The following is a 7,803-nucleotide window of genomic DNA, read 5'->3' as shown; positions in this document are numbered from 1 at the left end:
TTGTAGGTGGGCCAGCCGGTGATTTTGAACTTTTGCTTTGCCACGGAACGGTCTGCGTTGTCGGGAAGATGCGTGATCTGCTCCTTCAGCTCAGCAAAAGTTCGATTTATTCAACAAAGCCATTCAGAGTAGATGATGAAGTTCATTACAGATCAGCGATCTGAAATGGACTTCACTAAGTACGAACTGGCTTACGCCATTTCATTTCAGTAAATTACATCAACGACTGAACGAAATTTACCTCGATGCCCATGTTATTTTTTTCAATTTCAAGGACAAGCGCCTGGAAATGAATGGTTTTCTCATGCTGGTTCAGAGCATCAACCGATGTCCACTCTTCAACAAAAGTTACGCTTTTCTCACCGAGAAAAGCATCATAACGAACACACCCATTTTCTAATCGACTTTTATTTATCAGTTCTTTCAAAACTGGTTCAATACTTTTGATAGCTTTAGGGTCAGCAGTTAATGACGCGATGATGTAAACACTCATAATAACCTCTGTTATGAAGTAAATTTTAACCTGCAGAAACCATGCAGGAAACCAAAAATTGAATCGCCACAGATAATCTAGACACTTCCGAGCCGCTGATAATATTGGTTTTCGTATTCAGTTGGTAGCATATGATCACTCGAACCATGCCGACGCTTACTGTTATAAAACATTTCTATGTAATCAAAAATATCACCGCAGGCTTCTTCTCGCGTTCCGTAGATCTTTTTCTTTATCCGTTCACGTTTCAGTAGCTGGAAAAAACTTTCTGCGACTGCGTTGTCATGACAGTTACCGCGACGGCTCATACTGCCCTCCAGCACGTGTGATTTCAGGAACGACTGCCACTCATAGCTTGTGTACTGACTGCCCTGATCAGAATGAACCAGCACCTGCTTTTGAGGATTACGTCGCCACACGGCCATCAGAAGTGCATTCAGGACAATATCCTTTGTCATCTGGGGCTGCATTGACCAGCCAATAACTTTGCGCGAGAACAGGTCAACAACCACGGCCAGATACAGCCAGCCTTCGTGAGTCCGGATGTAGGTGATGTCCGTTACCCAACGCTCATCCGGTGCTTCCGGGTTGAACTGTTGCTGGAGCCTGTTGGGCGTCACGATGCTGGTTTCACCCTTACGTGCCCGTGGGCTACGGTACCCGACCTGAGCCCTTATCCCGGCACGCTTCATCAGTCGCCAGACACGGTTAACTCCGCACTGTTGTCCGGTATCCCGCAGGACGAGGTGGATCTTGCGATAACCATAAACGCAACCCGACTCCAGCCAGAACTGCTTTATCAGCCCCGTCAGCCTCAGGTCAGCATGATGCCGCCGTGAATCCGGCTGCTGAAGCCAGGCGTAAAAACCACTCGGATGCACATCCAGCACCCGACAAAGCAGTCGGACAGGCCAGCAATGGGTGTTGTCACGGATAAAGGCGTACCTCAGTCGGACAGCTTTGCGAAGTACGCCGCGGCTTTTTTTAATATGTCCCGTTCGTCGGTAACCCGCTTCAGCTCTTTCTGGAGGCGTCGGATCTCAGCCTGAGCGTCTGACTGGACTTTATTGGTTGAGGAATCCGGGCCATATGCCTTTATCCAGGCATAAAGACTGTGGGTGGTGATACGAAGACGTGTTGCCACGCTGGAAACAGAATGGCCGCGATCAACAACCTGTTTTACCGCTTCAATTTTAAACTCTTCGGGATAACGCTTACCGCTCATGGGCACCTCTCTTTAAGTCATCTTAAATGACTCTGAGGTGTCTGTTAAACCCGTGGCGATTCATTTTGTAGAGATCTGATACATTCTGAAATGTTACAGAGGAGTAAAGTTCTTTTAGTCATATAACGTAGTGGATAGTTACTATCTCATAAACTTAACCATATTGCAGGAACACTGCGCCCTCAGATGTTACCGGTAACAAATAGTTCCGACACCCGATCGCTCGCATTTCCTCATGATGGATTCGTATGCACATCATCCTGAGATTTTGATATGAATATATTGCATCAACAAGTAGTAAAAGAGCTTATCGTGTGGATCGAAGGCCATGTCACCCGTCACATTAGTGTTGATGACATAGCCAAAATTTCTGGTTACTCAAAATGGCACCTGCAGCGTATTTTCAGAGAGGAAACTGGCATGTCAATCGCTGAATTTGTCAGAAAACGGAAAATACAGCGAGCTGCAAATATTCTGCGCACTGGTGATGAGTCCATTCTCAGTGTTGCCCTGAACTTTGGATTTGAAAACCAGCAGTCTTTTACTCGTGTCTTTTCTGCCTGCTACGGCATCCCTCCCGCACGCTGGCGCTCTCTGCATCGCAAACCCTGAGAAACTGTAATCAGTCCTGAAAAATATGCTCACAGACAGGCGCAGCTTTGTCGTACGTCTGTGTTATCCAATCCCTTTGTCATACTGGAATGCTTGTCCAACAAATGAAGCTTTTTACCAGAGGCGCGGTTTTATTCTCAGTCAAGACATCTCTTGCTGCTTTTACAGCATTAACTATTGCTTTATTGCTTAACTTTGAGAGGCCTGCATGGGCACTGACGACCGTTTTCGTCTGCTCACAGCTATACGCAGCATCCACTGTCTCAAAGTCAGTCTTTCGCCTGGCAGGAACGCTACTTGGCGGCATATTTATCTGGCTGCTTTACCCTGAAACCGTCCAGTCACCCGTCCTGTTTAGTCTGTGTGTATCCTTATGGGTTGCTGTCTGTTTGTATCTTTCTCTCAGCGACAGAACCCCCAGAAGTTACATTTTCATGCTGGCAGGATACAGCGCTGCGGTTATAGGGTTCCCAGAGGTCAGCACTCCATACGCCATTACCAGCACCGTTATTTCACGTATAGAAGAAATTACCCTTGGTATAATATGCAGCACACTTGTGCATCGGCTAATTATGCCTGTTCCTATGCATGATTTAATGAACAAGAGCATTATTGCCTGGTATAAAACCTCCCAAAATCTCTGTAGCGATCTTTTAAGGAATGTACATGCAAAGCAAATGCCTGAGCGAAATGAGATAAAGGTCAGAATGGCAAATTATCCATTGAGTGTGGAAGGGATGCTTACACACTGTATCTATGATGGAGAAGCCGCCAGAAATGTTATCAGGCTTGTCAGCATCCAGTATAAACACCTGACATATTTACTTCCTACCTTAACGGCTCTTGAGGCCCGCCTCAGTCTTCTTTCAGAACTACAGGTTCCATTTCCAGACAGCGTTAAGCATGCGATTGAAAGCTTTCTTCTATGGCTTAATTTTGATATGGCTCGCGACGGTATTAATGCAAAACTAAATATTGAGGAAGCGCAGACGAAGTTACAGCAAAACTGGCGAGAAGGAAAAGCAGGCACGGAAGAGACACTACTTTTTACCGGTGTTTTAGAGAGGCTTGCCAATTTTATACGCATTGGCGAAGCCTATCTTAATGTCAGTGACCGCGTGGCGGACTTAAGCATTCATGGTGAGATGACAGCTTACAAAAGCTCTCGGCATACACGACACAGAGACAGAGGCTTACAGGTGCTGTCAGCAGTGACTGCTTTTGTGGCTACATTTACTTCCTGTTTATTCTGGATAGGGAGTGGCTGGCACGATGGTGCTAATGCACCATTGATGGCTGCTATTATCAGCTCTTTTTTTGCAAATACTGATTCACCTGTGACACCGATGAAGCTTTTCATTAAAGGCATCATCCTGGCCTTATTAGTCAGCCTTTTTTACATTGCCCTCTTTATTCCTCATGCCGTTACACTGGAAGCACTAATTATCTGTTTATGGCCTGGCCTTTTCTTACTGGGGCTTTTGCTGGCAAGACAATCAACCAATCTAATTGGCCTTAGTATCGTCATACAACTGCCTGGATTTATTGGCCTGAGCCATTATTATCAGCCTGATATGATTTCAACTATTAATGCAGCAATAGCTTCTCTGATAGGTATCATGATAGCTGTCGTTCTTTCTGCACTTATCCGCAACAAACGTCCTTCCTGGACTGCACGGCGTGCGGTAGTCGCAGGAATCAAAGATCTCCTGATTTTTGTAAAAGCAGTAGAACGAAACTCTTCATCTTTACTGACACGCCAGCAGTTTATTGCGCGCATGATAGACAGAGTAAATTTTATATTGCCTCGTAAACAACAGGATCCTGAAATAAAATTAGTCGCTGGGGGAGACCTCATTTCTGAAACCTGGATAGGCGCAAACTGCTTTGACTTATATGAGCGTCATCATATCGAACTTCGGCATAACGAAATTGATTGTGGACAAATGTTTCACGAGCTGACGATTTTTCTAAAGCGTAAAATGAAATTGTTACAAACCTGTCCTCATCAGGCTTTGCTGGATGAAATTGATTCAATTTTGTTCAAGCTTGAAAAAATTGCTGCCACCGACAATACTGTCTTTACGCCGCTACTTAGTTTATTTAATATTCGCGTCTTATTATATCCAAAGGTTCGCTGGCCAGCATGATCTCAGGCCAGCGATAAGCAACGTAATGATTAACAGGTGACAGTGCAGTGGGTTCTTAATCGATACTTTATTTAACATAAACTACGTTAAGCGAGCTTCACATATGATAGCTGAATGCAGAGGTTTGGCCTGGATATGCTTGCTGAGAGAGCAATGCCTTTATGCCCAGCGATTCAATCCGATGTCGGCTGTCGCTCAGTACCGGGTCCAGCAACATACTGCTGTTGCCGGATTCGTTATCACCGTTGATCACATTCCTGCCAGGCTGGAAAGAAAAAGACAGCGAGGGTGATTTCTAAGATATCTCTTCCAGAAACGAACCGGGAGCATCAGAAGGCGTATCTTGATACCTAAAAGATCGCTCAGAAATGGCATGACTGCTCAGTGGTGAATCTGCGCCAGCTCTTCTTCCGTCAGGCCGGTCATCTGCATGACGATATTCTGGTCAAGGCCATTCTGCAGCATGGTTCGCGCAATTTTCAAAGTTGCTTCGCGCTCGCCCTTTTCAATACCTCGCTGCTCGCCAAGCTGGATCCCCTCCTGGCGTCCTTCCATGCGTCCTTTCTCAATGCCCTTCTGCTCGAGCTGCTGTGCGATGGTCATGAGTGCGTCTCCGTGTTGCGGCACACGCTGTGCCAGTTCGCGAATGAAGGCTTCAGAGTCGGCCGACTCTCCCGCCTGCAATAAATAGTGTATCAGCACCGCCACCTGAGATGAAGAAAGATAGTCCGCCATCAGCAGCGTGGCCAGCCGGTCGGTCAGCGTGGCCACATCGCGCTGGTGTATGTGCTTCTGCAGTAAGGTCAGCGCTGCCATGCTGCGATGATTCATGATGTCATCATCCGGGATAACGGTGATGTCTGTCAGAGGAAAGGAGCCGCCGTATAGTTTCTCCGCGACTGCCGGATCGTCGAACTCATCCAGCCAGCGGGTGGAATACGGATACGGGCTGCGTTTTCCGGTATAGAACAGCACGGGTATCACCAGCGGCAGCTTCTTGTGCCCGGCCTCGAGGTGGCGCTGCATGGCGGCCACGGCGTAGCGCAGCAGGCGAAAAGCCATATGCCGGTCCGGGGAAGACTGGTGCTCAATGAGCACGTGAACGTAGCCGTCTCCGGCGGTGGTCTTCAGGCTGTAAAGGACGTCGCTGAAGTACTGCCGCAGGTCATCCTCTACGAAAGAGCCAGATTCCAGCTTCAGGGTGCTGAGGTCGCAGAGCGCGCGCAGCTCTGCCGGGAGATGAAGCTCCATAAAGTCCCGGGCAATCTCCGGCTGCGTGAGAAACTGCCTGAAAGTCGCGTCGTGAGGCGTGGGCGTGCTGTTTTTCTTCTTCATCCGTGCTGACTCATTAAATGACACGAATATAATACCATGACAGCAGAAGCGCTGTGCGAGGAACCACTTTTATCAGATGTTCGAAACTGTTTGCGTTAAAATAACCGCTCTGTGCTTTTACGGGGAAAATCTGCAGTGTCATTGACAGAAAAGTCTGGCCATCTGGCCTGGTGCGCACTTATCGCACTGGCTCTGGCCCGAAAGGACGGAACCGTATGTTCTGCCGCTCAGGAAAATCTCTTTCTCACGCGCTGGCTGGCTTCTGCTCAGAAGCAGCGTCGCTTCTCTCGTGATGTCGCTCCAGACATTGACTGGTTACTGAAGCAGGGTCGACAGTACCGCGTTAAAGCGCAGCTGGCCGGCAAGCTGGACTAACTGTGGCAGTCCTGTTCCGGCACGCTTACTGAACAGAATGCTCTCGGTCGCCTCACCTTTGCAATGGAAGCCGCAAAAGATATGGGCTGGGTTTACCGGTTGCTCACTGACAGGGAGTGGTCAGGACAACATGCAACAAGGCTGAATCCCGGTCTGAACGGCGTCTGTGTCTCGCAAACCAGCCTGGCCGCGGCGTTTGACGCTGAAGGCCGTCAGGTAAAACCACTGATGGCGCGCCTTACAGGGAGCGTGGCTGGCCTGGAGCAGCTCTTTGACCGCTGTGGATGGAAGCTTGTTGCAGAGCGCAATGATGATTTCAAAAACCTTTTTACGCTAACCGCTGAAAATAATGGATAAATCAATCCATGCACAGAAAAGGACGTGCTGGATAATGTATAAATTCGCTCAGCAAAACGGCATTTACTGATTACAGTGGATAGTATTCAGAGAAGAGATAAGATACCAGGCATAGCCTAAAGTATCCGTTTTACGTTACGGCGTAACTTCCTGGCCAGGGTCGGTGTGCATATGATGGTCAGACGCGCTACGACTCCTGTAGGCATAGCTGTTCGGCATGCAGGCAGGTCGGTGCTGCCAGTCATAAATACCGTTTGTAATCTCCCGGCCACGGCCACCGCTCCGCAACTTATCTGGTCGCTGGTAACAGATTGTCACAGAACGTCTGTAGTCATAAAAAACTGTCAAAGCTTAACGCTATCGCTTCTTTCCAGAATTTTCGAAGCGGTCGCCTCTACTTATCCGCTAAAACCGGGCAAGTCTCAGCCCAAAACGCACAGACGATGCTACGTGAATTCTGGTGGGGTAACCCTCTGCTTTTTTCTCAGAATTCACGTAGCGCTGCCCGTTTTATGTACACCCTTACGCAGGATGAGCAGGTCAATTGCCTGCAAGGATCTTTTGTGGATCCTGACTTTGTATAACGCCAATTATATGAAGTCAGGATATTGCTCAGTAGCCTGATACTGGCAGAGTACAGATAGGCGGTTTTTCTGGCTGATAAGCCCCTGATTATTTGAACTTAACGACTTAACCAAGGCGCTAGTAGCGGCAAGGCACAGGACTGCAAGGGCTGGGCTATTAAACTCAAAATTACATAAGGCTAACGTTTACTTCAGTGAACCGGTAGTAATAAGGCTCAGCTATGCGGCGGTTAGGCAAATGATTCCAATTATAGGAAACGAGCAGCTCTTATGATTCCTCAAGTATAGGATAAATAATGAACTAAAAGTCAAAAAAAATCTTGATTATAGAATAAAAGAAATTAAGAGAGCTCTCGAAATTCACTTACTGAGATTGGGATGCAAATTTTAATAAAAACTTATAAAATTTATATACCCATATATATAATAACAAATTAGAAAAATGTTATCACTTATATATAATTAAACGTTAAATAAAAAGCTGCAACAATACTTTTAGCAAAAATGAAATATAAATTAATAATACAAAGGCCCATTAATGAGCCTAAGAGGGTGATGCTGCCAACTTACTGATTTAGTGTATGATGGTGTTTTTGAGGTGCTCCAGTGGCTTCTGTTTCTATCAGCTGTCCCTCCTGTTCAGCTACAGACGGGGTGGTGCGTAACGGTAAA

Annotated in this window: 7 protein-coding genes and 1 pseudogene; 4 read left to right on the top strand and 4 right to left on the bottom strand. The window is 47.0% G+C overall.

All coding sequences use genetic code 11. The annotated features are described in order from the left end of the window. The 3 genes from MHZ89_RS22410 to MHZ89_RS22400 all read right to left on the bottom strand — a co-directional run. The coding region (locus MHZ89_RS22410) for a hypothetical protein (RefSeq protein ID WP_311784647.1) at window positions 1-89 on the bottom strand (89 nt) is incomplete at its 3' end. 125 nt (window positions 90-214) lie between these two features. Continuing rightward, the gene (locus tag MHZ89_RS22405) at window positions 215-493 is read right to left on the bottom strand and encodes a putative quinol monooxygenase (RefSeq protein ID WP_084886036.1); all 279 of its coding nucleotides are present in this window, start codon (window positions 491-493) and stop codon (window positions 215-217) included. Window positions 494-570: 77 nt separating this feature from the next. Further along, window positions 571-1,718, bottom strand: a protein-coding gene (locus MHZ89_RS22400; protein WP_311784646.1) for an IS3 family transposase whose coding sequence is annotated in 2 segments (ribosomal slippage) — window positions 571-1,481 and window positions 1,481-1,718 — 1,149 coding nt in all. Because the reading frame shifts where the segments join, the coding sequence is not laid out codon by codon here. A 273-nt stretch (window positions 1,719-1,991) separates the two neighbouring features. On the opposite strand from MHZ89_RS22400, the gene MHZ89_RS22395 reads away from it, so the two are divergent. Both MHZ89_RS22395 and MHZ89_RS22390 read left to right on the top strand, forming a co-directional pair. Further along, window positions 1,992-2,330, top strand: coding sequence for a helix-turn-helix domain-containing protein (locus MHZ89_RS22395; protein ID WP_033755871.1), 339 nt, complete (start codon window positions 1,992-1,994; stop codon window positions 2,328-2,330). A 104-nt stretch (window positions 2,331-2,434) separates the two neighbouring features. Beyond that, window positions 2,435-4,480: an FUSC family protein gene (locus tag MHZ89_RS22390; protein ID WP_084886512.1), complete on the top strand. Its 2,046-nt coding sequence runs from the start codon at window positions 2,435-2,437 to the stop codon at window positions 4,478-4,480. Between the two features lie 381 nt (window positions 4,481-4,861). Here MHZ89_RS22390 and MHZ89_RS22380 read toward each other — a convergent pair whose 3' ends face one another. Beyond that, window positions 4,862-5,815, bottom strand: coding sequence for an Rpn family recombination-promoting nuclease/putative transposase (locus MHZ89_RS22380; protein WP_311784645.1), 954 nt, complete (start codon window positions 5,813-5,815; stop codon window positions 4,862-4,864). A 135-nt stretch (window positions 5,816-5,950) separates the two neighbouring features. On the opposite strand from MHZ89_RS22380, the pseudogene MHZ89_RS22375 reads away from it, so the two are divergent. Continuing rightward, a pseudogene (locus MHZ89_RS22375) lies at window positions 5,951-6,547 on the top strand (DUF2913 family protein). A 1,190-nt stretch (window positions 6,548-7,737) separates the two neighbouring features. After that, window positions 7,738-7,803 (top strand): IS1 family transposase (locus tag MHZ89_RS22370; RefSeq protein ID WP_096257578.1); only part of this gene is annotated, 66 nt, incomplete at its 3' end.

The organism is Pantoea sp. ACRSB (genome assembly GCF_022346905.1).
GTDB lineage: Bacteria > Pseudomonadota > Gammaproteobacteria > Enterobacterales > Enterobacteriaceae > Pantoea > Pantoea piersonii.
This window is presented reverse-complemented; position numbering and strand designations above follow the sequence as displayed.

Bases quoted from the DNA above. Each gene is read 5' to 3' on its own strand.
- MHZ89_RS22405 (WP_084886036.1), bottom strand. From the start codon at position 493: ATGAGTGTTTACATCATCGCGTCATTAACTGCTGACCCTAAAGCTATC.
- MHZ89_RS22395 (WP_033755871.1), top strand. From the start codon at position 1,992: ATGAATATATTGCATCAACAAGTAGTAAAAGAGCTTATCGTGTGGATC.
- MHZ89_RS22390 (WP_084886512.1), top strand. From the start codon at position 2,435: ATGAAGCTTTTTACCAGAGGCGCGGTTTTATTCTCAGTCAAGACATCT.
- MHZ89_RS22380 (WP_311784645.1), bottom strand. From the start codon at position 5,815: ATGAAGAAGAAAAACAGCACGCCCACGCCTCACGACGCGACTTTCAGG.